Below are 23,858 nucleotides of genomic sequence, written 5' to 3'. Positions count from 1 at the left end.
CAACCACCCTTGGATCAGGGACGTACGGCGCAGGGCAGGTCCGGCCCGTCGGTGATGCGCAGGTCCGCCTCGGAACGGGCGCTGCCTAGGGCCGGTTGGAGGGCCCCTTTGACGGCTTGGCCTCGGCGCTCGGCTTGTTGACCTTCCCGGTCTTCCCGGTCTTGCTCGTCTTCGTCGGCGCCGGGGTGGCGCTCGTCCGCCGATCCCGTCAACTGGGCGCAGTACGCCGCGACTTGTTGTTCGCCGCCTGCGGCACGGACGAGACGCCGCCATGCCGTGGCGTTCAGGGCGTGGCCACGGTCCTTGACCTTCTCGTAGGCGCGACAGTGTGCCTCAACGGCCTTTGCCACCAACGGCTTCGGCGACGAGGCCGCGCGCCAGATCCTCCGCACCCTCCAGGGTGCGGCACTGGGTGTGCAGGTCGAGGCGGGGGACGTCGACGGCCCACCACCGGCCGATGCGGTGCAGCAGGACTTGGACTTCGTAGCGGGGACTCACGGGCGCTGCCTCCTCATCCTTTCCATCGGCTGGGGCCGTTGCTCACGGGCTGACACACGGCTGGCGAACTCCGTCCGCTTCGGCCGCACGCCATACGGCGGCGGGAGCGGGGCGCGCGGCCGGGTCGGTCGGCGTCGGTGAGCAGACCAGGACATAGGACCGTAGGCGCGAGTCCTGCGCGCCCCGAGGTTCGACGTCGAAGAGTGGCGCGATCCCCTCCCGGCGGCCACTCGTCATGTGCGCCACACCTCCTGCTCGTCCAACCGGGAACAGCCGGGTGTCGGCATGGTCAGCCGAGGCACACCACGAGCAGGCAGACCTCCGTCGGCGACATCGATACCAGTGCGGGGCCGGTCTGGGACGCGCCCGAGTCCGTGCTGTCGGCGGTCGCGGGCGCCGACGGCTGCTCCGCCGTCGTGTCAGAGCGGTCGGGGGCCGTGTCGCCGGCGGACGGGGCGGTGCTCTGCGGCTGCGGGGTCGACATCGCAGCCGGACGGGGAGGCGCGGCGGCATCCGGCCGGGCGATCTGCGGGGGCGTGGGGGGCGGGGCCGCGAGGGACCGCTGTCGCGGGGTGTTGGTCGCCGTCGGCTGCGGCTGCGGCTGGGAAGGGGTGTGTGACGACGGGTGAGTGCGCTGAGCGGTGGCTGGTGTGGACGCCGGACGGTTCTGCTCAGGCGTCTGCTCTTGCGCGGCGCCCATGCTCCGGTCGTCCGGCACTGTGGCCGCCTGTGCCCGGTCCGTGGAGTGCCGGTCCATCGTGGCGATGGTCAGGCCGCCTCCGACGAGTGCGACGGCGCTCGCGACCGCTGCCCGGCGCCTGTTCTTCTTCCAGCGGGCCAGCTGGCGACGGCGTGCCGCCCGCCCCTGCTGCGCGGGCGGCAGGTCCTCGGCCTCGGCGGCGGGGGCGTACGGGGCCACGTCCATGTCAGCACTGAACTCTGCCTCGTTGTCCAGGGGTCTGTCGTGCCACGTGCCGGAAGCCGTGGATTCCCGGTGGGCCGTTGTGGCCGGTGGGGCGCCCGTCATCGCCAGGGCCGAACCGATGCGGCCGCCGGTGGCGTGCGGGGCGATGTCCGGGGCGAAGGCGCCGCACCCGGGACACACCAGCGCGCCGTTGAGATGCCGACGACATGAGGAGCAGTAATCCATCTGCGGTCTTCCGGTCTTCCTGGGTCGACTGCGCCGTCGGCCCGCCTGGGCCACGGCCTGGTCACGTTCCCGCACAGGGGATCGAGCGGTCAGCCACGCTAACGAGGCTTTCGAAAGCCTTCGTGCAGCCAGTGTGATGCTCATGCGTGGATTCCTTGGGTGAGGACGGGACAGACGGACCTATCCGCGCCGAGTTCGCCTACGGCAGCGACCCGCGCCACTCCGGCTGACCACCCGCAGCAGCTCGGGTGTGGTCGTCCCGGCGATGGGCTTGCTGGGCCGCATCCCGTCGGTCAGTAGTTCCGCTGCCTGATGCTGCGTGTGCTCGGCCGCCAGTTGAGCTTCGGCAACGGCGTCACCGCGTTCGCGTACCAGGTCCTCATAGATCGGCAGGTGATCATTTTGAGTGGGGGTGCGTGCCACAGTCGGTCCTTCGGCTGCCGTCACTTCCCTGCAGGGTCCTCGGCGAGGAAGGAACTGGCGGCAGCGGTTTGTGGCGATCGATAAAGGCCGGTCCGCTGTCAGGCTCGGTTGAGCCGGGCGGCGATCCCATGGCCGATCAGCAAATACATGACAGCCGGGAGACCATAATTAAGGACAACTCGTAGACCCTCTGTGTCCATCGTGAAAATGTCCTGCGACCACCAGGCCAGCCAGTCCGCCGTTCCCCGCACAAACCCGACGAACACATTCGCTTCGTTCGCGTCGAGCAGGAACAACAGGATCCACAGGCCAAGCAGACCTGCCGCGATGTCGGCGATCGTGCAGACGGTGAGGGCCGTGCGCCGTGCGGCGGCCTGGTTGCGCGCGGAGCGGTCCGGGCCCGAGGGCTGGTTGTACGTCTGGTATCCGGGACCCGGGTCGATGTTGCTCACAGGAAATCCGATCGACGTAGTGCCATGTCGGCGCGCTCGCTCCAGGTGTCGAAATTCAGCCTGAGTCGTCGCCCCGCTTACGCCTGCTTCTGCGTTCCGCATGCGCTTCCGTGTTACACCACCATCCGCGATGACCCAAATATGGCTGCCTATTCAGGCACTTACCCAAATGTTCGCGCGCCAGGGCACTTTTCCGGATGAATTGGAGGAGGTTGCTCGGGCTGCCATCACGGCCCCCGGCCCGGTATGTGCGCGATTCGCGGGCCCGGCCCAACTGCCCCAGACCACATCCGGCAGACTCGCATGCCCCGCCCGCGCAGCCTCAAGCTCCGCCTCGGACAGGCCGCAGGCCAGCGCCGCCTGCACCGGCGCCGCGGGCGTCAGCCACCGGCCCGGAGTACCGCTGCCACCAGCGGCCCCGCTGACTCGCCTCCGCGCCCACCCTGTTGCACCACCGCCGCCGCGGCCAGGTCGCCGCGCCACGCGGTGAACCAGCCGTTGGGTTTCTTCTGGCCGTCGACCTCGGCCGAGCCCGTCTTGCCTCCGATGTCCGAGCCCAGGCCGGCCATGGCCTCGGCGGCGGAGCCCGACGTCGCGGTGTAGCTCAGCAGTGCGTGCAGCTGAGTCTGCGCGGACGCGTCCAGCTTGCGCTGGGCCGTCGCGAGCGTGCGGTCGTCGACGTCGGGCGAGACCAGATACGGCTGCCGGAAGATGCCGGTCTTGGCCGTGGAGATGATGGACGCGACATTGAGCGGGTTCATCCGTACCCCGCCCTGCCCGATGAGCGATGCCGCCATCTGCGCATTGCTCTGCACCGGCACCGCTCCGTCGAAGCTGGACACCCCTGTCGACCAGTTGTTCAGGCCCAGCCCGAAGACCTGCTGGGCCTGCTTGGTCAGATCGTAGTCGTCGAGCTTCTCGGCCTGCGTGATGAAGGCGGTGTTACAGGAGGCAGCAAAGCTCGAACGGAACGTACCGTTCTTGATCTCGAATTTCTCCACGTTCTGGAACTTCCATCCGCCGTACGACGCGTACTTTGGGCACGGATGCTGCTTGTCGATCGATGTGAGGTCCTTCTCCAGCAGCATCGACGCAGTCACGATCTTCATGGTGGAGCCGGGCGCCAGGGACCCCTGGAGCGCCGTGTTGAAGCCATGGCTCGAATTGGCCGCCGCGAGGATCTCGCCCGTCGACGGCCTCATGACAACAACAGACGCCCGCTCGCGTTCGCCCACTTCGTGCTCGGCAGCCGCCTGCGCGGTCGCGCTGAGCGTGGTCCGCAGCGTTCCGGGTATGCCCTTGGACACCGTCAGCAGCGTCTTGCCGGGGGGCGTGCCCTCCCTCTCCTGCGCGCCCTTCTCCCTCTTCTTCGCGCTGTCCCCGCTGACCACCCGCAGCTCGACCCCCGCCGTACCCCCGGCCTTTCTGCCGTACTTCTCCCGCAGGCCGTCCAGGACGGTGCCGAGCGAGGGGTACTTCGCCGTGGTGAGCTCCGCGCCGTTCCGGTCCACTGCCTTGACCGGCGGGTCCCCGGCCTCGCCCGTGACCAGCCTGTCGTCCTCCTTCAGGTCCGGGTGCACGACGGACGACTGCCAGCCGACCAGTGGCTTGCCGTCCTCGGCCCGGACGACTCTGAGCTCGGAGTCGTAGGTGAGGGGCTTACTCTTCCCCTTGTACGAGACCGTGGCCGAGACCCTGAACGTCACCTTCGGCCCGGACGTCTTGCCGCGGGTCAGCGTCACCTCGTCGATGTGCGCGTCCTTGCGGTACCCGGACAGCGCGGCCCGTGCTGCCGCTGTCCGGTCCGTGTACGCGGCGGCGCTCGCGGCGTCGCCCCGCTGCCAGGCGGTGAGGAACCCGTCGGCCGTGGCCCGGACCTCCGCGGCCGTCACTGGGCGTGCTGTGAGTGTCTTCGCAGTGCCGTCGGCCGAGCTTTCCTCGCCTGGCGCGTCGCCGCTGTACATGCTGTACGCGGCGAACCCCGCACCGCCCACGATCACCGCGACCACCCCGCCGATCACGGCGGGGTTCGTTCTGCTGCGCGCGGCGCGCCTTCTCTTGCCCACAAGTCCTCCGCTGATCCCCGCTCCCCAGACTCCTCACCGAGGCCCCACCATAGGGGCGGCGCGGCCAGGGTCAACCACTCAGCCCGCGCCCGCAGCACGGCCACCAGGTCGGCTTCGCGCTGGCAGGCCGCACCATCATCTGCCCCGTCGGCGCGGAGGGTGTGACGTTAACGGCGCTCCCCGCGCAGTTATGAAAGGAGCCCGACTGCGCAAGGTCGGGTGTGGTGCCCGTTCCCCCCGTGCGGGCATCCACGCAAGGGGCAGGCCGGGCGTCCCCCCGTCGCCTGCCTGCCCCTTGCTCTTCTACGCGGTGTGGCAGGAGTGCGGCGCCCGCTGCGCCGCCGGAAGCTCCCATGTCACATTGGCTGGCTGCGCCTGCCGGCGTCGCCGCGGTCGGAAGGCGAGTGTGGGTGTGCTGGTTGCGGAGCGGTATCGGCTGGACGAGCCGCTGGGGCGCGGTGCCATGGGCGAGGTCTGGCGCGCCACCGACCAGGCGCTGGACCGGCCGGTGGCGGTGAAGCTGCTCCGCGCGGACGATGACGACGCGGCTGCCGAGCGTTTCCGGATGGAGGCGCAGACTGCGGCCCGCCTCAACCACCCCCACTTGGTCAGCATGTACGACTCCGGCTGCCACGACGGCCGGTTCTACCTGGTGATGGAGCTGGTCGATGGCTGGAGCCTGGCCCAGGAACTGGCCGTGCACGGGCTCCTGGATCCCCAGGAGGCCGGCGCGATCGGCGCTCAGATGGCGGCAGGCCTGTCCGCGGCGCACCTTCAAGGCGTGATCCACCGCGACATCAAGCCCGGCAACATCATGCTCACCACCAACCGAATCGTGAAGATCACCGACTTCGGGATCGCGCGCTTCGCCGACGACGCTTCCCACACCCCCACCGCAACCGGCAAGATCCTGGGCACCGGCTCCTACCTGGCACCCGAACGCGCCGTGGGACGCCCCGCCCTGCCCGCCTCGGACGTCTACGCACTGGGCTGCGTGCTGTACGAACTGCTCACCGGCCGCCCCCCGTTCCTCGGTGAGAACACACCGGCCGTCGTCCAGCAGCACGTCAGCGCCGCCCCCGTCCCGCCCGACCATCTGCGCCCCGAGATACCGCGATCACTGGCTGACCACCTCCTGCTCCTGCTTGCCAAGGACCCCGTGCAACGCCCGACCGCCGAGCAGGCAGCGGGCTGGCTCGCCGCCGTGGAAGCGCACTCGGACCAGGCGCCGACGACCAGCACGGCGCCCCAGGCCTTCCCTCCCATCCCCCCAGCCCCGGCGCACCCGCTTCGACCGTCGCGTTCCCGGCCCACCGGGACGCCGTCCAAAGCCGTGATCGGTGTCGCCGGAGCCGTCGCGTTCGCTATGGCAGCCGTCATCGGCGCTTCTGTGACTTCCGGCGAGGGCGACCCCTCCTCTCCTTCTCCGGGCAGCGCAGTGCCCTCCACCTCTACGCCCCCCAGTGAGGCTCGGCTCTCGGACACCACGTCGGCCACGCCTTCTCCCGGCCTGTCGTCATCCTCGTTTGACGACGACAAGGACGAAGAAGAGAAGGAAGAGCCTCCGAAGAAGGGCGGAGGGAAGGGTAGGAAGGACTGAGGGACACAGACGGCCGCGCCGAGAGGTCGTTTTCATCCAGTTTGCACCGCTTCACGCGCCTCGGTGCTGCACTCGCACCTCACGCGTATCGGGTTCGTGCGCGGTGCAGCGAGAGTAGTCGCAGCTATAGATACATCTGGGAGCGAGACAGGCTTCACGGGATGAGACTGACGATGCGGGCTCCCGCAGACTCTCGCCAGCCGCGTTGGTGCATCGACGCCTCGGGAGTCGCGCCTCGACACTGGAACGAGTGTGGACCAAACAGACTTCGCGGATGAAAACGACCTCCTAGGTTAGAGGCAGAAGAACAGCGTCTACACCGTCAACGCGAGCACAACCACCATGACCGTGATCTTTCTGCTTCGCGACATACCCACTCGCCCCCAGCAGCCGGCGAGCACCCGGCTCCAGCAGCGTCGGATGAACTTCGCAGGTAGCACAGCACGCCTCTGCGCGACCACCGGTTCCGACCATGCGCTGCTGGCACTCGCCGTACGGCAGTTGGAGGCGCCGGGAGGCGACCCAGGCGCAGCAGTTCCGGTTCCGAACAGAGCAAGGGCAAGCTAAGGGCTTGCAGGGAATCAAGGTGTTGCTTCCCGCCCTGAGGCTCGCTGGTGTGGTATGCGCATCCCGGATGAGACTCGTGACCAACTCGCCGTGAAGTTCGCGGTGTTGCTCCCGCATCTGGACGAGCGGCAGCGGCGGTTGTTGATGGCTGCAGAGGCCCGGGGCCTGGGGCACGGCGGTGTCCGGGCGGTGGCACAGGCCGCTGCGGTCAGCGAGACGACGGTCCGCAAGGCGTGTTCGAACTTGAGGCGGGTGAGGGGCCTCTGGGTCGGGTGCGGCGTCCGGGCGGGGGCCGCAAGCGGGTCGCGGATCGGCCGCCGCCCGCGAGGACATCACCGGCCTGTTGTTGGTCGGCTCCTGTGCCCGTGGCGCTGCCCGACCCGACTCGGACGTCGACCTGACTCTGCTCACCACCGAGCCCGGCCTCTACGACGGCGAGGACTGGGCGCGAGACCTCGGCATGCCGACGCCCATCAGGACGCAGCGATGGGGCGTGCTCCTGGAGGGCCGTTTCGCAACCCCCTCCGGGCTGGAGGTGGAATTCGGAATCGGCTCCCCTTCCTGGGCCGACACCGACCCGATCGACCCGGGCACCCGCCGCGTGGTCACTGACGGCGCACGCTCTTTGCACGACCCCGTAGGCATGCTGGCCACATTGATCGCTGCCTGCCGTCCAAGCTGAGCTGACATCAGCGCTTGACACCAACAGCGGCAAACACCGGCGGTTACGGCCGATGACCAACGACCACCGCGGCCGGTGAACCGGCTGCATCCCCTGGCGTAGCGGGGATGTGGGACCGACCTGATAAGGATGAGGCCACAGGTTCAAATCCCACGGGCGAGCCAACCATCGGGCTTCAGCCATCAAGAACTCCGCCGACCGTGTCGCTGACCACGAGTCATCGAGGGATCTGTTGTCCTGCCTCGGTGAGGGTCAATGTCAGGCATCCCAACCACTCGCCAGATTGCAGGTACTCCCAGTTCTCGGCGTCCGACAGAAGAGTAGGAAGGGCCCGCTTCGGGATGGTGGGACCGGGCTGGAATCCCGCAGCCTCATCGGGTGCCGTCCAGGGGATGACCCGGGACACCTCGATCCATCCCCTGTCGACAAGAGACAGGAGGATCGGGACAAGGTCCGCGGCACGCCCGGACGCCAGCGGCTCATCGAGGTCGGCCCAGACACCGGGAAGGATGTCGATCTCGGTCGCATTGATCATGAAGGCGCGCTCGGGGGAGGACAGCTCGTCTGTCGCGGGATAGCTCACTCGGAGAGTTTCGCAGCCCAGGAGACTGCCGGGCTCAGGTGATGGGAAGCATGCCCCTCCCGTGCCCGAACGAGCGGGAAATCACGGGTAACACCGGGCGATCACGGTGGGCGGACGCCGACGGCCCCCGACTGAGATGGCTGGTCAGGGGCCGTTCACGTGCGGTGGGTGTGGGATTTGAACCCGCGGTAACATCGCTGTCACGACGGTTTTCAAGATCGTTGAGGGGTTGACTCGCCCCATTGAGAATCCACCGACCTCAGCTGTCAGTGGCAGTCGAAGCGCCAGTCCCACGGGAAGGCGGGGCACTGGCGGCAATGGAAGAAGTAGACGCCGCCGCAGTCGCCCAACTGTATGTCGCCGGTGATGGTCAGAAGGTGCTCCATGCGGTGTCAGCTCTTGCAGTTCGGCCAGTCGGCAGGCTGCCTCCAGGCGGGCCAGCCGCCGACCTTCGTCCCGATGATGTTGGAGTCGGGTGGCCACATGGAGCCGCCCGGACACGACCGCTGGACACTTCTTCGGCTACTGATTTAGTCCCTACGCCCGGCCTCTTCGCAGCCAAGTAGCGCATCGACACACGCCGCTGGCTACGCGGTACGGTACCGAGGTCGCGCCCGCTGGTCGTCAGTAGCGGTGGCCGGGCCAGTGCGCATCCGTCCAGCGGTCCTCGCCGGTGAGTCCGAGCAGCCGTATCCGGTGCTGCAGATCCGACGATGCGCCCGACGCGCGGAGCCGCACTGCAGCGTGGTCGAGGAGCCAGGCGACCAATTCGGCGCGCATCTCCTCCGCGTCGTGCTCGTACCAGCCGACGCTCCACGGCAGGCTGTCTCCCAGGAGCTCGTACTCCCATTCCGCCGCCGCCTCGGCGAGGCGCCGTTCGCTGAGGTACCCGGTCTGCTTCTCCCATTCGGCGAGCCAGGGGCGGACCGTTCCGGATGCCTCTGCACACATCACGAAGACCTGGTGCGCCGGGACGACCGGATCCGGCTCGGTGAGGCTGTGCGCCCACCAGGCATGCAGAAACTCGCGTACCGGACCGGCGTGGTCCTCAGGCCACTGCTGCCAGCGGCCGCGGGCGAAGGAGTACCCGGCCTCTTCCAGTCCGAACAGGGGTTCCGCGCGACCGGCGACCAGGACCGCGGCAAACTGCGGCAGGACGCGGCGCAGCACAGCCGCGTGATCGGTCCAGTCGATGGCCTGCCAGGTCCGGCGCAGGAGATCCGGCTCCAGCTCCACGTCCGGCGTCTTCAGAAGGGAGAGCTCCTCTGGACTGCCCCAGTGACACTCGCAGTTGTGCTCGTCCGGACGCGCCGTCATGCCGCGGAAGGTGACGGCAAGGTTGTCCAGGGCGGCGCTGAGACGGCGGCGTGCGGGACGGTCGGCGAGGTGCATGATGTGCCCGGCCTTCGAGGACTCCGTACGGCTTCCGCCGGCCGAAGGTCGCCACTTTACCGGCTGAGGCGGGGCTGACGCTGGCCGCCCTGGGACGGGTGCGGACCCGGTCAGCTGACAGCGACGGTGGAGCAAGCGCTAAGCCCAGGCTGACATCAACAGGGCCGGACGGCAGCATGCCTGCATGGGCTGTCCCGGCTGGCGCCACCACACGACTCCACGGCAGAGTCCAGCGCTGATCGAACTCCTTAAAGCGGGTGTCACCCGCACAACGAAGCGCCCTCCCGGGGGCCGTTCAGGGGCCGTGGGAGGGCGCTCACCGATGATCGACGCAGGGGTGACCAGCTTTCAGCGTCAGCGAAGCATTCCGCGTCCGAGCTCTGGGTAGCCGGAGGTCGGAAGGCCCACGGAGGAGGCTCCAAAGCTGATGGCGTTCCTGGTGGTCAGGCCTGATGACGAACCACGCAGACTCCACAGGGCTCCGTCGGCGCCGTTCTCTCCCTCGGCGCCGACGGACAGATCCGCGTAGCTGTCCCTGTTGAGGTCGGAGAGCCGTACAGAGGAACCGAAACGGTCGTTGTCCTCGTTGGCACCGGGGACCCCGGCAGTGTCCTGGTGGAACATCCTGGCATCGGAGGCGGACAGCCCGGCCGGCGTGCCGCGGAACACCGTGACGCTGCCGGTGAGGGTGGCGGAGCCGATGCTCTCCTTGAACGCGGAGACGGCCGCGTCATCGAGGCCGTCTCCGTCGATGTCGCCGAGCGAAAGGGCGTGGCCGAAGTCGTCGTCCCACTCGTCGGCCCCGGGCACGCCCGGGGTGTCCTGCTCGATGGTCTGCACCGCGTCGGTGCGGATGCCCTCAACCCCGCCGAAATAGGTGGTGATGGAGCCGCCGAGGTTGTCTCCGCCGGCGCCGCCCGACCAGGCGCTGGTGACCACGTCGTCGTAGCCATCCCCGTTGATGTCGCCGAGGGCCGCCTGTCTGTCGCTTTCGAGCACGTCCTGGAAAGCCAGGCCCGACGCTGAGCCCAGGTACACCAGGGTCGCGTAGTGCATGTGCGACGTGTCGGGGTTGTACGTGCCGTTGACCACCAGATCGTCGGAGCCGTCACAGTTCACGTCGCCTGAGAGGAGCGACTCGGCACCGTGATGGGAACCGCTCTGAAGGGGCGTGGTGAGCTTGTACCGGGAGGCGGCGCCGGACGACTTGGTGAAGCCGCCCTTGTGGATCCATATGTCCTTGCCCGAGCTGCCGACGGCGAGGTCAGCCTTGCCGTCACCGCTGAAGTCACCGATGGCCAGCGCTTTCCCGAACCAGTCGTGCCCGGACGCGTTGGGGTCAGCGATGGTTCGGGCACCGAAGAGGCCCGATGTGCTTCCCCAGATCACGACGGCCGTTCCGCCGTTGGTGTCGTCCCCCACGTCTTCACCCAGGGCGCCGACGACGAGATCGGCGTAGCCGTCGTTGTTGAGGTCGCCGGAGGCGAGGGCGGCACCGAAGTAGTCATTGTCTTCGGCAGAGCCGGGAATCCCGGTCGTGTTCTGGGTGATCACCTTGCGGTTGGATGCACTGATGCCCGATGCCGAGCCGTAGTTGACGACCACGGCTCCCGCGTATTTCGCGCCGTCCACAGTGGTACCGAGGGCAGCGGTGGCGAGGTCCTGGTACCCGTCGCCGTTGAAGTCGTCCGCGTACTTCGCTGTGACCGCCGCCGCGGGAGTCGCAACCAAGGTGAGGAGACCGCCGGCGAGGGCCACCGCTGTCGCGGTGGCGAGGGTAATGCCGAGCGGGTGTCTGATGTTCATGTGCCTTCTGACTTGGGACAGGTAGGAGTGAGCCGACGCGGGGGGCGTAGTTGACCGTGGTGCCGGCGGGGTAGCCGTCGGCGATCCCGTAGTTCCTGCACAAGCGACCCTCATGGGACCCCACAGGTTGTACGGGAGTCCAGGAAATCTTTGAGATCGGTGAGCGAGTCGGTCGTAGGAGGCATTGATGGCACCCGAGAAGTGCCGACGAGACAGGATCACGATGGGGTGCATCCCATTGGGCCGTGCCAGATGCATGCCAGAACGACCGAGGCACACCGGTCAACAGCGGTCAGCCGTTCGCGTCTCTCGTAGTCAGCTGACGGCTGCTTCCCCAGGTCACGGCTGCAGTCTCCCGATTCAGCCAGGTGATTCCCAAGCTCAGAGCGCGCTGCTCCGTCCGCCCCCAAGGAGTCAGAGTAGGTCCCGCCAGAAGGGGACGGTTGCTCTCGGGTTCCAGCTCTCGTCCACGTCACCCCGTGCCTCGTCGAACTCCTGGTGTATGTAGTCGACCAAGTCCAGCCCGTAGTAGATGATGTCGGTCTGCCACATCGAGAGCACCGGATGCCCAAAACTCCCCTGGCCGGCGGGAAGGTACCGGTGGGCGTACACAGGAACCAACACCGGCGCATCTGCAAGATGGCGCCGTGCCGTGGCCAGTGCAGCCGCATCATCGACCGGACGCTCACCCCAGGCCACGTACCAGAACCCGTTGTGCTCAACGTCGAGCAGAACACCCTCGACCGGCCAGCCGAGCTGATCGCGCAACCTGTCCTGATCCCCGCTGCGCCACTCAGGCCAAGGCTTGGACCAAGCCTGCCCCGCCTCGGGAGGAACATTGACCGGAAGACCTGCCGCAAGAAATGCACGGTGATCGACCGCGAACTCGAAGCCGTACTCGCCCTCGATGCGCGCGAACTCGGCATCGGTCAGCCCAGGCTCGAACTGATAGAGACCTGTCTGTGCCAGGCACCGTGCGGCCTCCGCACCAAGGCGTACCCCCTCATTGCTGATCATCGCTTCACGCTAACGCCACCGGGCCCCGCCGTCACCCGAGTTGGGCACGGGCTCAGTCTCAGTTTCCGCCTCATTCAGCTACGTTCAGCCCCGTTCAGATCGGACGCAAGCCAGACGTCAGCCAGTCGGCCAGTTGCCCAGGAACGCCGGTCAGCGTCCCCGCACGCAGCTCAGCGAGGCACCAACAGTTGGAAAGCGTGTTGAGGACCGGCACCGGAGGTCCCCGCTCCCTCCCGCACTCCCGCGGCAGTCAACCGGAGGGGCGGAATCTTGCCCTCCGGTGGATGAGCGGTAGCGATGGCTGCGGCGAACGCCGCTTGCGACCCTAAGCAGCAGGTCAGAGCCGTGACCACCCTGAACGCGATCAGTCTCTTCTAAGCGCTTGACCGTAGGTTCGAGTCCTACCGGGGGCGCCCTCTCTCCGCCCTCCCTTTGTGAGGGCGTTTTTGCTGGTCAGGGCCAGTTCTTCGAGTCCGGCGGAGTGGTTGCACGGGGGCGGAGGACCCCCTGGTGAAGTCGGCGGGAGTCCTGCTGGAGACGATTTTGTCCGGTCCTTGGCGGTGTTCTTCCCGAGAACTTCCCGAAATTCCGGTGCGGTCTCTCTGCGGTCGGCGCGAGACGACCACCTCGCCACGACCGTCCAGATGAGGGCAAATCGTCATGCAGGTTGAAGGAGGGCTGCATATCGCATCATCCTTGCCACCATGAGTCTCGTCTCCACCTCCTTGGACGTGCCCTCCATGGGCGACTACGCCTACGACTGGGCCCTGATCGATGTGGAGACCTCGGGGCTCATAGCTCGGCGAGACCGCGTAGTGTCCGTAGCGGTGATCACGATCGGTCCGGACGGCGAGCAGACCGGGGAGTTCTCGACGCTGCTCGATCCGGGCTGCGATCCGGGGCCGGTGGAGGTGCACGGGCTGACCGTCGAGCGACTGCATGGGGCGCCGACCTTCGACCAGGTCGCCGGGCGGATCGGAGCGATGCTCCAGGACCGGGTCCTGGTCGCCCACAACGCCCAGTTCGACTACGACTTCCTGGCCTACGAGTTCGCCCGTGCGCGGATGTGGCTGCCGGTGTCGCAGCGGCTGTGCACCCTGGCTCTGAATCGCCAGGTGGATCCGCCGACGGACGACATGAAGCTCGGCACCCTCGCCGCCCATTACGGCGTCCCCCAGCAGCGTGCTCACGATGCGCTGCACGACACCCGTGTGCTGGCCGGGATCCTGCGGGCGTCCCTGCGCGAGGCAGCGCGGCTCGATCTGCCCCTACCGCTGGTGACCTGCCCGCCCCGGGCAGAGTCCCCGTTCACGCCGAGGCCGCCGAAGACTCCCTGCGCGTACCGCAATCCGGGACGGCCGGCACCCGGCGGGCCTCTCCAGCAGGGGATGAAGGTCGCGATCACCGGTGAGACCGCCCATGCCCGAGCGGAGCTGGTCGGGCGGGCGGTTGCCTCTGGGCTGAACATGATGACCTCCGTAAGCCGGCACACCAGCGTGCTGGTCACCAATGAACCGGCGTCCGATTCAGCGAAGGCCCGACGCGCGCTCGCCGAAGGCGTGCCGGTCATCGACGAGCACACCTTCCTACGGCTGTTGGCCGACGTACGGCCGGGGACAGCGCATGAGGCGGCGGCCGTCGCTGTCGTCCCGGTGGCTGAGCCGGAAGCAGAACCAGTCGTCGGACCCGTGGAGCCGGTGCCGACCACGACTTCTGCCGCACCCGTTCCGGAGGCAGCAGCCTTCCCTACGGCCGCCCCCGATGTGTCAGTACCCGCTCCGCGTCGACCGGAGCCCTCCGTCGGCACCTTGGACAAGCCTCTGGCCGGGCGTCGCGTGCTGGTGCTCGGTGGTGCCCATGCCGATGCCGCGGCGACTCGTACCCGAATCGTCGGGCTGGGCGGGTCCGCGGCGGTCAACCTGTCCGCCAGCGTCACCGACGTCGTGCTCCTGCCGGGAGGGGAGGGCGACCGGCGCATGAGCCGCATCACCGCCCTCGGGCTCCCCGTGCACGACCTCCACTGGCTCACCGCTCCGACCGCCGCTTCCCCGTCCGAGGCGGCTCCACGGCTTCAGGAGCCGCACGTGATGCCGAGAGGCGGGGTCATCGACCTGCCCATGCCCCACGGCAGACCCGCGCCGGAGTGGTACGTCACCGCCGGCTGGGCCCCGCAGTCCGGCTACGAGATCGACGTCGTCGCCTTCCTCCTCGACGAGGACGAACAGGTCACCTTCGACGGGGACTTCATCTTCTACGGAGCTCCGGAGAGCCCGGCCGGAACTGTGCGGCTGCTGACCGGCGGCCCGGCCGAACAGACCATCGCCCTCGACCTCGCGTCCCTGCCGCCCGCGACGCACAAGGTCGTCGTCGCTGCGGCCATCGACGGCGCCGCCACCTTCGGCACGGTCGGTGCGATCCAGATCGGTGCGGCCCCTGGCAGCAGCGGGGCCCCTCTTGCCCGGGCCACCCTGGATGCAGCCACCACCGAGCGCACCATGCTGCTCGCGGAGATCTACCGCAGGGGTCCGGTCTGGCGCCTACGCGCCGTGGGCCAGGGCTACGACCACGGCCTCGATGTCCTGGTACGCGGATACGGGGTCGACATCGCCGACTGAACGACGGTGCCGGAGGCAGAGGCCTGCGCGTCCCCTGGGTCTGGGTCAGGCCCGGTGACGTGGACTCAATGGCGGGGATGCACGCTGGCCGCCGCAGTCGAATGGATGTCGAAGTGCGGAATCAGCAGCAGTAGCAGGACTACGTACCAGCTCACGCCAGGGGTGCCACCCGCAGATGCCAAGCGCCCTTCTCAACGCTCAGGCAGTGGCAGAACACCCGTCGGCCGGGGCATCTCCCCTGCGTCCCGTCAGGTGCCGAAACGGTAGGAGTGCCAGCGTCGCCCGTCCCAGCTACTCACTCCAGCCTCTTCTCGTGGTGGCTGCGTACGACGGCTCGGCGGCCTCGGCCCACCTCGATCAGGCCGGCTTGCTTGAGCTGGGCGAAGGCGCGGTGGGCGGTGCCGACGGAGGCTCCGTGGGCCTGGGCGATGTCGCCGATCGTGGGGACTTCCTCGCCGGGAAGCAGGGTGCCGTCCTTGATGGCTTCGGTGAGCTCCTGGGCGATCGTTTCCCAGGGGGCCAGATTGCGGGGTGGGGCCGCGTCCACCCGGATAAGGGGTTCCCGATCTCCTCGAGGTGCACTCGATCGCGCCTGGGCCCGGACCGCTACGCGTGCTTCCAACACGCGCTTGGCCGCACAGGCGCTCCCGGTCTCACCCCCTTCGCCGGGGACGTAACGGCAACCGCTCATCACCTGCAAGGGGGGCGCGCCGAGCGTGCGGATTGCGCCTGTTCAGTTTCCCTGCTGCGGCCCGCGTGGTCTGCGCATCTTTGGTCTGGGGGTCTCGGGCCGCCCGCGCACGGCGCTGGGGGTTGGTTGCCCGGGCTTGCCGCGGAAATGACTCCCGTCATATCTACGTGCCTCAGGTTATTCTCCGAGCGCCGTCGCCCGGGGAGGGCAGCGCGATAGCACTTGCCGAGCACGCACAACCCCCGCCATGAGCCTGGGTCCCAGGGCGAACTGCTCAAATGGTTGAACTCCTGAAGCGGGTGTCGCAGGTTCGAATCCTGCCGGGGCACAGTGTCTGGCCAGGAAAAACCTGCTGCCGGGCATGACGGGTGCCGATCAGACTCCGGTGGCCGCGCTGAACCCGAACCCAACAGTGGAGACCGGCAATCGGTGGGGAGCCAAACCGCTCCTGGATTCGCCGGGTGCTGTCGCTGAGCCGGTCCTGTGTACAACCCCGGGCACACTGGTTCGGTGTATTGAGGCAGAATCTCGGGAGATCGAAGGCCTGACGGCAGGTAACAGTCCCGGCATGGCCACGGAGCACAGCGGGCGTGGGGGACGGGGAATGGCCGAACCGGAAGTTCGGGGCTTGGCCGCGGGCCGCTATCAGCTGAACGAGCTGATCGGACGCGGAGCCATGGGCGCGGTATGGGCGGCCCAGGACGTGAAGCTGGGGCGTGCGGTCGCGGTCAAGGAGATCCGGGCGCGCGTCGATCTCGACCCCGAAGAATGGCGTCGACGGACGGAGCGGGCGCTGCGGGAGGCCAGGGCTGCGGCACTGGTCCAGCACCGGAACGTGGTCGAGATTCACGACGTCGTCATGGACGACGACCGGCCGTGGATCATCATGGAGCTCGTGGCGGGACGTTCCCTCTCGGAGGAAATGGCCGACGGCCGTGTGGCGGTCGGCGATGCGGCTCGCATCGCCCGCGAGGCGCTGGACGGGCTGATCGCGGCCCACGCGACCGGTGTGGTGCACCGCGATGTGAAGCCGTCCAATCTTCTGCTGGCCCGGCCGGACGGCCGCACCGTTCTCACCGACTTCGGCATCGCCTCCGTGGCCGGCGCCGACACCCTGACCGTGCCCGGCGCGATGATCGGCACACTCGAGTACCTGTCGCCGGAACGCGTCCAGGGACTGAGGGCGGTACCGGCGTGTGATCTGTGGTCCCTGGGAGCAACCCTCTACGAAATGGTCGAGGGACGCTCTCCGTTCCGCCGCAACAACGAGTTCGCAACCCTCCAGGCCGTGCTCGACGGCACGTACGACCCGCCCCGCAATGCCGGTCCCCTCAGCGAGGTCATCGACGGCCTGCTCACCAAGGACCCGGCGCAGCGGATCACGGCATCAGCGGCCCGGTCCCTGCTGATTGCCGCCGCGCGCCCCGACACGCCGCCGCCACACGGACTCACACTCCGCACCAAGGCGCCGACCCCTAGAGCCGCATCCGCTCGTGTCCCCGGCAATCGGCGGCGATCCGAGTTCGGAACCGGTATGGCCTCCGAGGAACGCCGGCCCACCGCTCCTGCGGCCGACCGGCAAAGACCCGTCCGGCCCGAAGGCACGGACCTGGCACAGGTTCCCGGTCGCTCCTCCCGCCGCTGGATCACCCGTGCACTCATAGGCTCGACGGTCATCGCCTTCGCCGCCGCAGGTGTCTATGCCGTGCCTCCCCTGCTGGCCGAACGGTTCCAGACTCCCCCCAGCAGCCAAGCCACACCGTCGGTTTCACCGACAGCCGCCCGCCCGGGGTTCCGCGCGATCAGCGATCCGGCCGGATTCACCGTGGAGATCGGCAAAGACTGGACCGGACCGTATGCGGACAAGCGCCGCATCTTCTACTACTCGGCAGACAAAGCCTATGGGCTCGGCGTCCATCTGAATCCGCCTGACGGAAAGGGGGACCCGTATGCCGAACTCTCGGCACAGGACAACGACGGCACCGGCACCTCGACGGCCGGCGACTATCCGAAATACCGGCGAGTCCGCCTGGAGCGGCTCGAGCACAACGGTGCACCTGCCGCCATCTGGGAGTTCACTTGGTACGACACCGCCTCAGGCGTTCGCCGTCGCTCGATCGATCTGCGGTACACCAAGAACGGGCGGACTTACGACTTCTGGGCCACCGGACCCGACAGCGCAGTCCCCGACATCCGAAGACACTTCGATGCGGCTCGTGAGAGTTTCTCCCCCACACGGACAAAGCACGGATAGACGCGCGTGGTTCAACCGGAGCTGGTGATCCCGGCGTCAATGGCTGGTCGCGGACCGCACGATGGCCGATGACTTCGCCGTGGGTGCCGTGGGACTTCGCCCGGCGCAAGGGCACTCACGCGTTGAACACGGAGTCCATTTCCTCGATGGAGGAAATGGACCGGGACCGGCCGGCCGGCAAATGAGCTGACGGGGCGTCTGCAACGGGCTGCTGATGTGGGCTGTGGATGGCGCGTGGTCGACGGTGGCCCCCACGGCAGACCGGCCCCGTGCGAGACGGTCGCGAGCCCCACCCGGGAACGAACACCCCGGCCGATGTGGCCTGGTAGTTTCATGCGCCATGAATTCGCTCGCGTACGACATACGTTTTCGGGCACGCGCGAAGCGGGCCGAGGCATGGGGCTTTCTACTGCTCGCTGCCGCTGTCGCACTATGGCTGTGGTTCGCTGTACTGCTGCTCCTGCCGTACGACTCCGACCGTGGCATGTGCGAGTCGCGGCTGTTCACAGACGGCCCCACAGCCAACTCGGGATCGAGCTTCCGCCAGCCGTGCGCTGCTCAGCGGGACTGGCCCGAACTGCTCGGCATCCTCGGACTGTCGGTGCCCGTGTCTGTCGCGGGAGCGGTACTCCTCACCAGCGGCAGGAGCAGCATCATGACGAGCGAGCTCACTGCCGAAATCGCCCGCCTGAACAAGGCCGCAGACCCAGCAGCCGGCTAGAGGGCCTGTCTGCGTCCTGCGGTCGGCCATCCTCTGGACACCTCGATCCGGGAAGCCGGCCTGAGCCCGGCGCCGAGCCGGGGTGTTGTCAGTCCCCGCCGCTACCGTTCGGCCGTTGACGATCTTCAGGGAGGGTGGCTCGATGGGTGCCAGCGGATGGGACTACGTCACCAGGTACGACGGCAATGTCGAGGCGGCCTTGGCAACTTTGCAGGCCAGGGTGTTTCAGGAGGAGTACGGCGACGGTGCCCGCTACCGAAGCCTGGAGAACCTGTACGAGGACGAGGAGTTCATGGGGACAGAAGGCAAGCACCCATACGATCCTCGACATCGACAGGGTTGTTGTCACAGATGCCCCGCCGACGCCGTCCGGTATCGCTGACTACGGCACCCTGCGCCCTCTGGCACTCAGTCGCGTGGTGCACCACTTCGACACAGACCGTCCATCGGTCGAGCAGTACGAGGAGCTCGTTGCTGCTGCCAGTGAGGCCGGCCACGAGGAACACGAGCGGAGCCTGCTCGGCGAGTGTCAGATGCGGTGGACCGGCTATTACGAAACTCCGACGTGCGCAGGATCCCGGTCCCACAGGAGGGAGCAGCTACCGCTTACGCAGCAAGGGCGAGGTCGACGGCGATGCGGGCGGTCATTCGGAGTGCCAGACCTCTTCGATGCTCTCCCTGGTGTCTTCGGTCCGGGTGACACGGAAGACCGACACCTGAAGCCTCTCAGTGATGTAGGTGGCGTACAGGCCGCAGGTGATGAGGTTCAGGTAGTCGCTCCACACGAGCAACTCGGGGTTGTCGAAGTCGAGGGTCTCGGTGCCGGGGCCGCCTGGGTCGATGCCGCAGACGCCGAGGATGTGGACGGGGTCGCCGCTGACGTATGTCTCGTCCCAGCCGTCCGCGCTGAGGCGGGGGGCGCCGGGGACGTGGGCGAGGTATTTGCCGTAGACGGCGGAGGAGCCCATCTCGACGGCGGCGATGATCCGTGCCTCGGGGTGGGCCTTGGTCTGGGCGTCGAAGGCGTCGTCGAGGTTGAAGGTGTCCACGCCGTTGTCGCCGAAGGCGGGGTCGGTGATGTGGACGGCGCTGCCCCAGCAGCCGACGGTGACGAAGTCGAGATCGTCAGCGGTCGAGGGGTAGCCGATTCTGCGGCGGAGCATGGGGGGATGTTCTTCGGCGATACCAGCGACGGTGGGCAGTTCCAGGACTGTCCGGCGGGCGCGCTGCGTGTCGTGGGGCGGGGCCTTTCGGATGGTGTGCTGGTCGTAGGCGGCTGGGACGGGGGGATGTATGCGCAGGATCTGAGTGAGGCCGTGGCGCCAGGCGAGGGGGCGGTTCGGGGTCATGGGGCGATGGTAGGGCAGGCACTCGTCCGACACGGCTGAGACGACACTCCGTCAAATGACTTGATCTGACGAGGAGTTGAGCCTCTAGGGTGCTCTTTGGCGGTGACATGTCACGGGGACTCACGCCGCCCCACCCCGGTCCCATCAGCCCCCACCGATGAGGGACAAGGCTTGCTCCGAAGGGTCCGGGCGGGGTGGCGACGGCGGCGGCAAGCCGGACCCGACGCCGACCGACCCGGGCAAGCCGTCGGACAAGCCGACCGACCCGGGCAGGCCCGACCCGACCCCGCCTCACCAACCGGACCCGGGCGGGTCACCGGCGGCAACGAGGGTGGGAAGGACCCGGACGGTGACCTCGCCGACACCGGCTCCGACACCCCCGTCGGCCTGATCGCCTCTCTCGCCACGGCGCTCGCGGCCGTCGGCGGCGGCCTGGTGTGGTGGAAGCGCCGCCACGCCGGCACGCGGGAGTAGCGCTGACAAAGCGCTCGAACGGCTCCGGCCCCGTCCCGTCACTACGGGACGCGGGGCCGCAGCCTTTCAGGAGCCGGGGCCGGGGACCGGTTCGGGGTGCGGGGCTTGCATGATCGTTGTCGGCGAGGTCAACGTGGCCCCGACCATGGCCGACTCATCCTGCCTGGCCGCCGCACGGCGTGCGGCGGTCCGGCTTTGTTCTCCCTGCGAGGCTTCATGCGCCTTTTCTCCGCACTTCGCACGCATCCAGCCGTGCCGGCTTTCCCCGTGATCGGCCTTTTCTTCACCTATGTCTTCCTCACGAGCACCCGGAACATCGAGCAGCTCATTGCGGTGCCTTGGCCCGCACAGGCCGCGTCGTACGCCATGCACGCCCCGGTCCCGATGGCCGCCGCGGCCGTGGCGGGCCTTGCCGCTGTGGAGGCGACACGACTTCGCGCCCTCGGTACCTGGGAGTTGGGTGCCGCACGCGCCACTTGGCGCATCGCGGTCCAGCCCGTCCTCATCGCCGTACTGTCCCTGTCGGTCCTGACAGCCGGCGTCACGGCAGGTGGGCTGTGGGTGGTCGGCGTCCTTCCCGACCTGTATGTGCTGCAGCTGATGGGGATCGTCGTCGTCCTGCTCACCGCGCATGCGGTCATCGGATTCGTGATCGGGCGCCGACTCCATGCGCTGTACGCTGCGCCGCTCGTAGCCGTGGTGATCTTCGTCGGGATCAGTTTCCCGCTGGGGACGGACAGCTACTGGGCGCACCATGTCACCGGGTCCATCGGCTGGGTGGGGTTCGGTGAGGCGTATTCGCTGTCCATGACGGCAGCAGCGGTTCTGCCGACGGTTTGTCTGGCACTTGCCTGCGTCGTACTGGCAGGGCCCCGGCGTATCCACGTCACCTCTGTCGCCACGTCCCTTGCGATCGCAGTGGGTGGCCTGCTCGGTGCATACGGCATCACCAAGGACTGGCATTCGATCGCTCCAGCCGCCAGGGGCCTGGCCCCGCTCACCTGTGAGGGGGGCACGCCTGAGGTCTGTCTGCCGTCAGCCGGCTCCCGGCACATCGGGGAGATTCAGGCCGAACTGGCCGAGATGACAGGCAAATTGCAGGCCAAGGGCATCATTGCCGAGAAGCCCACCCGCATCACCGACCTCACCGTGGCCGATGTCCAGCAGCTCGACACCAGGGGAGAGCACTGGACACTCGACCTCGTGCCCGGCAATGCGGACAAGGCCCTTCGGGAGAACATCGCCATTGCCGTCGTCGGGATGCCCTGCGAGAAACCGGACTGGGACACTCTGCACCACAACACCCTCTGGGCCGCCCGGACGATGGGTGTGGAGAGTGAGTACCTTGCCTGGCTGTCCCGTGAGACCCAGGGGTTCAGTCAAGGGAAGAGCAGGGAACAGCTCCTCGCCGAGATGGCCAGGGTGAACAGGCTTCCACCGCAGGAGCAGAAGACCTGGTACGCCGAGCGGCTTCGGCATGCCTGCCGGGCAGGTGGGTGAACATGATCTGGTGGCTGCGCCAGCGAGGAGCCCTGGGTCTGCTGCCCGGTGCATTGCTCGCCTTCGTCCTGGGCGTCGGGCTCACCGTGGATGTGGTGCTCGTCTTCCCCGCATTCCTGGGGAACTACTCGATACCGACGGAGCTCAGCAACTTCCTCTGCCTCATCCCCTGCGTCGCCCTGGTCGTCTGCCTCGAAAGGCGGATGCCCTCCGTGGAACGATCTGCCGTCCGCCGACTCGACGCGAGCGACATCACGCTGGTCGCCGGCTTCGCGCTTCTGGTGACGGTGGTGGCCATGGCGATGTCTCCCCTCGGCCCGGACGTCATGTGGACAGCAGCGCGCAACAACCTGCTGTTCTGCGGACTCGCCCTGGGCGCCTGGCCGTTGCTCGGACACCGCGCAACCCTGCTCCCTGTCTTCTGGATGATTCACTCCATGTTCCTCGGGGGCCGCAGCCGCAATGACCCCTACCCGTGGGTGATCGTCACAGAGGAGGCCCATGTCGCGCATGCCGGCGTAGGCGCCGCCGTTGTCTTTCTGGCCGGGATTCTCTCCCTCATCTGCTTCGCACCAAGGACCGACCGATGACTCTGCTGCTCGACCGTGTCACCTTCAGCTATCACCGCTGGATTCGCCCTGTCCTGAATCGCTTCACCTACGAGGTCCCCGGTCAAGGGCTGACGATCCTGCTCGGCCCCAACGGGGCGGGCAAGTCCACCACGATGGCTCTTCTCGCCGGCACGGTCGAGCCGAAGGCGGGCAGAGTCCTGTTCAGCGGCTCGGACCTCACCTCCGCCAGCCGTGAATACCGCCGCCACGTGGCCTGGCTGCCCCAGCGGGTGCCCACCTCACGGCAGTTGACCGCCCGCGAGTACGTGGCATACGTCGCCTGGCTGAAGGGCGAGAGCCGCTCGCAGGCTTGGGAGCGCGCCGGAGCCGCCCTCGACCAGGTCGGCCTCGCCGAGCAGGCCGGGCGGAAGACGGCCAGGCTCTCCGGGGGCCAACTCCGCCGTGTCGGTATCGCCTGCGCCCTTGCCCACGACGCGCGCGTCATCCTGCTGGACGAGCCGACGGCCGGGCTCGACCCACACCAGCGCACGGTCTTCCGTGACGTGCTGCGGGAGGTCGCGGCGAAGACCCCGGTGCTCATGTCGACACATGACGTCGCCGACCTGGCCGACGAAGCCGACACCGTCACTCTCATGGACGGCGGCCGGGTCCGCCACCACGGCGGGACCCAGAGCTTCCTCGACCACGCACACCCGGAAGCCACACCGGCTCGCCGGGCCGAGTCGGCGTACTCCGTCCTCATGCGGCTGGAGGGCTCGCGCTGACATCGTGGCACCTTTGGTTCCCGGCCCCCGTCGGCGCCAGGGCCCTGAAGGGGGAAGCGTCGGCGCACCTGCCGCGCGGTGGTCACCGCTTCCGCCCTCCAGGCTTGAACGGGCCGGACTCGGGACCTGCGAAGAATTCGACGTCGGTCTTTGCGCCGGCCGCTGTGCCCTCCAGGCAGAGCCGGCCGCCCATGACGCGCAGGCCCGTGATCACGGGCGAGTCGGCCATGTCACCGGCCGGCGCGCGCCGGGCGCCGGAGCCCTCCGTCACAGGGCCACTCACAGCAGTCCGAGTGCCGTGTCCGGCCGGCAGTGGCTGCAGGCTTCGACTCCGTCGGTCAGCGCCCGTACCGCCTGGTCCCGCTCCAGTGTTTCGGTCCGCTTCCCGGCCATGTGGCAGCCACCGATGTGTACCGCGACGGGGGGCGCGCCCTGGCCGATGCCGCGCTCCAGCATCCAGTCCGGTACGACGTCCGGGAGCGGACTGCGGCGGTGGATCGCGGCCTGCTGCTCCTGCCGCACGATGGCCCGCTGCACCGCGGCCAGCTGCAGCCGCAGAAAGGTCTCCACGGTGCGGAGACGTGGCAGGTCAGGCGGCAACTCGGACACATGTTCGAGTATATGCTCGAGGACCTGTTCCGGTGCACCGCAGCGGGGGGTCCGATGACAGCGAACCGTGAAC

Annotated in this window: 23 protein-coding genes and 1 pseudogene; 11 read left to right on the top strand and 13 right to left on the bottom strand. The window is 68.1% G+C overall.

The features are described 5' to 3' along the window. Nucleotides 1-14: 14 nt before the first annotated feature. The 5 genes from OHS70_RS21230 to OHS70_RS21210 form a co-directional block, all read right to left on the bottom strand. On the bottom strand, nt 15-350 hold the full coding sequence (locus tag OHS70_RS21230) for a hypothetical protein (protein WP_328399384.1): 336 nt from the start codon (nt 348-350) through the stop codon (nt 15-17). Continuing rightward, complete coding sequence (locus OHS70_RS21225; RefSeq protein ID WP_328399383.1) at nt 334-498, bottom strand: hypothetical protein; 165 nt, start codon at nt 496-498, stop codon at nt 334-336. The genes OHS70_RS21230 and OHS70_RS21225 overlap by 17 nt, the downstream gene beginning before the upstream one ends. A gap of 289 nt (nt 499-787) precedes the next feature. Further along, nucleotides 788-1,648, bottom strand: a complete 861-nt coding sequence (locus OHS70_RS21220; protein WP_443062752.1) for an SCO2400 family protein — start codon at nt 1,646-1,648, stop codon at nt 788-790. 521 nt (nt 1,649-2,169) lie between these two features. Next, nucleotides 2,170-2,523: a hypothetical protein gene (locus OHS70_RS21215; RefSeq protein ID WP_328399381.1), complete on the bottom strand. Its 354-nt coding sequence runs from the start codon at nt 2,521-2,523 to the stop codon at nt 2,170-2,172. 380 nt (nt 2,524-2,903) lie between these two features. Beyond that, entirely contained in the window at nt 2,904-4,589 is a 1,686-nt protein-coding gene (locus OHS70_RS21210; RefSeq protein WP_328399380.1) for a penicillin-binding transpeptidase domain-containing protein, read from the bottom strand. 406 nt (nt 4,590-4,995) lie between these two features. Between OHS70_RS21210 and OHS70_RS21205 the strand changes: the two genes are divergently transcribed. The 3 genes and pseudogenes from OHS70_RS21205 to OHS70_RS21195 all read left to right on the top strand — a co-directional run bounded on the left by OHS70_RS21205 (nt 4,996) and on the right by OHS70_RS21195 (nt 7,438). Next, nucleotides 4,996-6,189: a serine/threonine-protein kinase gene (locus OHS70_RS21205; protein WP_328399379.1), complete on the top strand. Its 1,194-nt coding sequence runs from the start codon at nt 4,996-4,998 to the stop codon at nt 6,187-6,189. 621 nt (nt 6,190-6,810) lie between these two features. After that, a pseudogene (locus tag OHS70_RS21200) lies at nt 6,811-7,076 on the top strand (ISAzo13 family transposase); the annotation flags it as partial. 23 nt (nt 7,077-7,099) lie between these two features. After that, nucleotides 7,100-7,438: a nucleotidyltransferase domain-containing protein gene (locus tag OHS70_RS21195; RefSeq protein WP_328399378.1), complete on the top strand. Its 339-nt coding sequence runs from the start codon at nt 7,100-7,102 to the stop codon at nt 7,436-7,438. A gap of 217 nt (nt 7,439-7,655) precedes the next feature. Here OHS70_RS21195 and OHS70_RS21190 read toward each other — a convergent pair whose 3' ends face one another. From OHS70_RS21190 to OHS70_RS21175, 4 genes are all read right to left on the bottom strand, one after another. Continuing rightward, nucleotides 7,656-8,021: a hypothetical protein gene (locus OHS70_RS21190; RefSeq protein ID WP_328399377.1), complete on the bottom strand. Its 366-nt coding sequence runs from the start codon at nt 8,019-8,021 to the stop codon at nt 7,656-7,658. Nucleotides 8,022-8,645: 624 nt separating this feature from the next. Beyond that, complete coding sequence (locus OHS70_RS21185) at nt 8,646-9,413, bottom strand: hypothetical protein (RefSeq protein ID WP_328399376.1); 768 nt, start codon at nt 9,411-9,413, stop codon at nt 8,646-8,648. A 354-nt stretch (nt 9,414-9,767) separates the two neighbouring features. Beyond that, nucleotides 9,768-11,219, bottom strand: coding sequence for an FG-GAP repeat domain-containing protein (locus OHS70_RS21180; protein ID WP_328399375.1), 1,452 nt, complete (start codon nt 11,217-11,219; stop codon nt 9,768-9,770). Between the two features lie 414 nt (nt 11,220-11,633). Further along, nucleotides 11,634-12,236, bottom strand: a complete 603-nt coding sequence (locus OHS70_RS21175; RefSeq protein WP_328399374.1) for a hypothetical protein — start codon at nt 12,234-12,236, stop codon at nt 11,634-11,636. A 704-nt stretch (nt 12,237-12,940) separates the two neighbouring features. Here OHS70_RS21175 and OHS70_RS21170 point away from each other — a divergent pair. Continuing rightward, nucleotides 12,941-14,851, top strand: coding sequence for a TerD family protein (locus OHS70_RS21170; RefSeq protein WP_328399373.1), 1,911 nt, complete (start codon nt 12,941-12,943; stop codon nt 14,849-14,851). A 295-nt stretch (nt 14,852-15,146) separates the two neighbouring features. Here the strand turns inward: OHS70_RS21170 and OHS70_RS21165 are convergent, their stop codons facing one another. Continuing rightward, on the bottom strand, nt 15,147-15,398 hold the full coding sequence (locus OHS70_RS21165) for a winged helix-turn-helix domain-containing protein (RefSeq protein WP_328399372.1): 252 nt from the start codon (nt 15,396-15,398) through the stop codon (nt 15,147-15,149). 748 nt (nt 15,399-16,146) lie between these two features. Between OHS70_RS21165 and OHS70_RS21160 the strand changes: the two genes are divergently transcribed. The 3 genes from OHS70_RS21160 to OHS70_RS21150 all read left to right on the top strand — a co-directional run bounded on the left by OHS70_RS21160 (nt 16,147) and on the right by OHS70_RS21150 (nt 18,899). Beyond that, nucleotides 16,147-17,796: a serine/threonine-protein kinase gene (locus OHS70_RS21160; protein ID WP_328399371.1), complete on the top strand. Its 1,650-nt coding sequence runs from the start codon at nt 16,147-16,149 to the stop codon at nt 17,794-17,796. A gap of 340 nt (nt 17,797-18,136) precedes the next feature. Beyond that, nucleotides 18,137-18,517 (top strand): hypothetical protein, encoded by a 381-nt coding sequence (locus tag OHS70_RS21155; RefSeq protein ID WP_328399370.1) that lies wholly within the window; start codon nt 18,137-18,139, stop codon nt 18,515-18,517. A gap of 115 nt (nt 18,518-18,632) precedes the next feature. After that, nucleotides 18,633-18,899 carry a hypothetical protein gene (locus OHS70_RS21150; RefSeq protein WP_328399369.1) on the top strand — a complete coding sequence of 89 codons (267 nt, stop codon included), beginning with the start codon at nt 18,633-18,635 and terminating at the stop codon, nt 18,897-18,899. Between the two features lie 262 nt (nt 18,900-19,161). Here OHS70_RS21150 and OHS70_RS21145 read toward each other — a convergent pair whose 3' ends face one another. Continuing rightward, nucleotides 19,162-19,866: a DUF6333 family protein gene (locus tag OHS70_RS21145; protein ID WP_328399368.1), complete on the bottom strand. Its 705-nt coding sequence runs from the start codon at nt 19,864-19,866 to the stop codon at nt 19,162-19,164. 171 nt (nt 19,867-20,037) lie between these two features. Here OHS70_RS21145 and OHS70_RS21140 point away from each other — a divergent pair, with 171 nt between their 5' ends. The 4 genes from OHS70_RS21140 to OHS70_RS21125 all read left to right on the top strand — a co-directional run bounded on the left by OHS70_RS21140 (nt 20,038) and on the right by OHS70_RS21125 (nt 23,176). Beyond that, entirely contained in the window at nt 20,038-20,340 is a 303-nt protein-coding gene (locus OHS70_RS21140; RefSeq protein ID WP_328399367.1) for an LPXTG cell wall anchor domain-containing protein, read from the top strand. Between the two features lie 216 nt (nt 20,341-20,556). Continuing rightward, the gene (locus tag OHS70_RS21135; RefSeq protein ID WP_328399366.1) at nt 20,557-21,840 is read left to right on the top strand and encodes a DUF7224 domain-containing protein; all 1,284 of its coding nucleotides are present in this window, start codon (nt 20,557-20,559) and stop codon (nt 21,838-21,840) included. Between the two features lie 2 nt (nt 21,841-21,842). After that, complete coding sequence (locus OHS70_RS21130) at nt 21,843-22,430, top strand: hypothetical protein (RefSeq protein ID WP_328399365.1); 588 nt, start codon at nt 21,843-21,845, stop codon at nt 22,428-22,430. Beyond that, nucleotides 22,427-23,176 carry an ATP-binding cassette domain-containing protein gene (locus OHS70_RS21125; RefSeq protein ID WP_328399364.1) on the top strand — a complete coding sequence of 250 codons (750 nt, stop codon included), beginning with the start codon at nt 22,427-22,429 and terminating at the stop codon, nt 23,174-23,176. Before OHS70_RS21130 ends, OHS70_RS21125 begins: the two co-directional genes overlap by 4 nt. An 82-nt stretch (nt 23,177-23,258) precedes the next feature. On the opposite strand, the gene OHS70_RS21120 is transcribed toward OHS70_RS21125, so the two are convergent. After that, complete coding sequence (locus tag OHS70_RS21120) at nt 23,259-23,447, bottom strand: hypothetical protein (protein ID WP_328399363.1); 189 nt, start codon at nt 23,445-23,447, stop codon at nt 23,259-23,261. An 8-nt stretch (nt 23,448-23,455) separates the two neighbouring features. Beyond that, the gene (locus tag OHS70_RS21115) at nt 23,456-23,785 is read right to left on the bottom strand and encodes a DUF6233 domain-containing protein (RefSeq protein ID WP_328399362.1); all 330 of its coding nucleotides are present in this window, start codon (nt 23,783-23,785) and stop codon (nt 23,456-23,458) included. Between the last annotated feature and the right edge of the window lie 73 nt (nt 23,786-23,858).

It is taken from the genome of Streptomyces sp. NBC_00390, from assembly GCF_036057275.1.
In the GTDB taxonomy this organism is placed as follows: Bacteria; Actinomycetota; Actinomycetes; order Streptomycetales; family Streptomycetaceae; genus Streptomyces.
Note: the sequence above shows the minus strand (reverse complement) of the source record. Positions and strands in the feature narration are given on the sequence as shown.

Excerpts from the sequence above, each read along its gene's own strand:
- OHS70_RS21220 (WP_443062752.1), bottom strand. The coding sequence starts at position 1,648 with ATGGATTACTGCTCCTCATGTCGTCGGCATCTCAACGGCGCGCTGGTG.
- OHS70_RS21185 (WP_328399376.1), bottom strand. The coding sequence starts at position 9,413 with ATGCACCTCGCCGACCGTCCCGCACGCCGCCGTCTCAGCGCCGCCCTG.
- OHS70_RS21180 (WP_328399375.1), bottom strand. The coding sequence starts at position 11,219 with ATGAACATCAGACACCCGCTCGGCATTACCCTCGCCACCGCGACAGCG.
- OHS70_RS21175 (WP_328399374.1), bottom strand. The coding sequence starts at position 12,236 with ATGATCAGCAATGAGGGGGTACGCCTTGGTGCGGAGGCCGCACGGTGC.
- OHS70_RS21170 (WP_328399373.1), top strand. The coding sequence starts at position 12,941 with ATGAGTCTCGTCTCCACCTCCTTGGACGTGCCCTCCATGGGCGACTAC.
- OHS70_RS21160 (WP_328399371.1), top strand. The coding sequence starts at position 16,147 with ATGGCCGAACCGGAAGTTCGGGGCTTGGCCGCGGGCCGCTATCAGCTG.
- OHS70_RS21155 (WP_328399370.1), top strand. The coding sequence starts at position 18,137 with ATGAATTCGCTCGCGTACGACATACGTTTTCGGGCACGCGCGAAGCGG.
- OHS70_RS21145 (WP_328399368.1), bottom strand. The coding sequence starts at position 19,866 with ATGACCCCGAACCGCCCCCTCGCCTGGCGCCACGGCCTCACTCAGATC.
- OHS70_RS21135 (WP_328399366.1), top strand. The coding sequence starts at position 20,557 with ATGCGCCTTTTCTCCGCACTTCGCACGCATCCAGCCGTGCCGGCTTTC.
- OHS70_RS21130 (WP_328399365.1), top strand. The coding sequence starts at position 21,843 with ATGATCTGGTGGCTGCGCCAGCGAGGAGCCCTGGGTCTGCTGCCCGGT.
- OHS70_RS21125 (WP_328399364.1), top strand. The coding sequence starts at position 22,427 with ATGACTCTGCTGCTCGACCGTGTCACCTTCAGCTATCACCGCTGGATT.